General features: G+C 39.1%; 1 protein-coding gene. It reads left to right on the forward strand.

All coding sequences use genetic code 11. From position 1 onward, the window contains the following. Positions 1 to 21: 21 nt before the first annotated feature. Positions 22 to 253 (forward strand): VOC family protein (locus KVT28_RS25715; protein WP_217551066.1); only part of this gene is annotated, 232 nt, incomplete at its 3' end.

Here is a 253-nt window from a genome sequence, read left to right on the forward strand (position 1 = left end):
CAAGACTCAGTAGGTAATCACATGAACATAAGTGTCAATCACGTTGCTTTTTCAGTTAAAAATATTGAAGACTCATTATTATTCTGGACTCAGATTCTTGGCGGAAAATTATTACGTGAAGGAAAAATGTCTGGGCCTATAATCGATGAGGTTACAGGTGCAAGGGGAGCTGATGTACGGTTGGCTTTGCTTGTACTGGCTGATATCCGAATTGAATTACTCCAATACAATAACATTGAGCAGCCAGAAGAAC

Origin of the sequence: Pantoea sp. GbtcB22, from assembly GCF_019091025.1 — a bacterium.
Lineage (GTDB): Bacteria > Pseudomonadota > Gammaproteobacteria > Enterobacterales > Enterobacteriaceae > Pantoea > Pantoea leporis.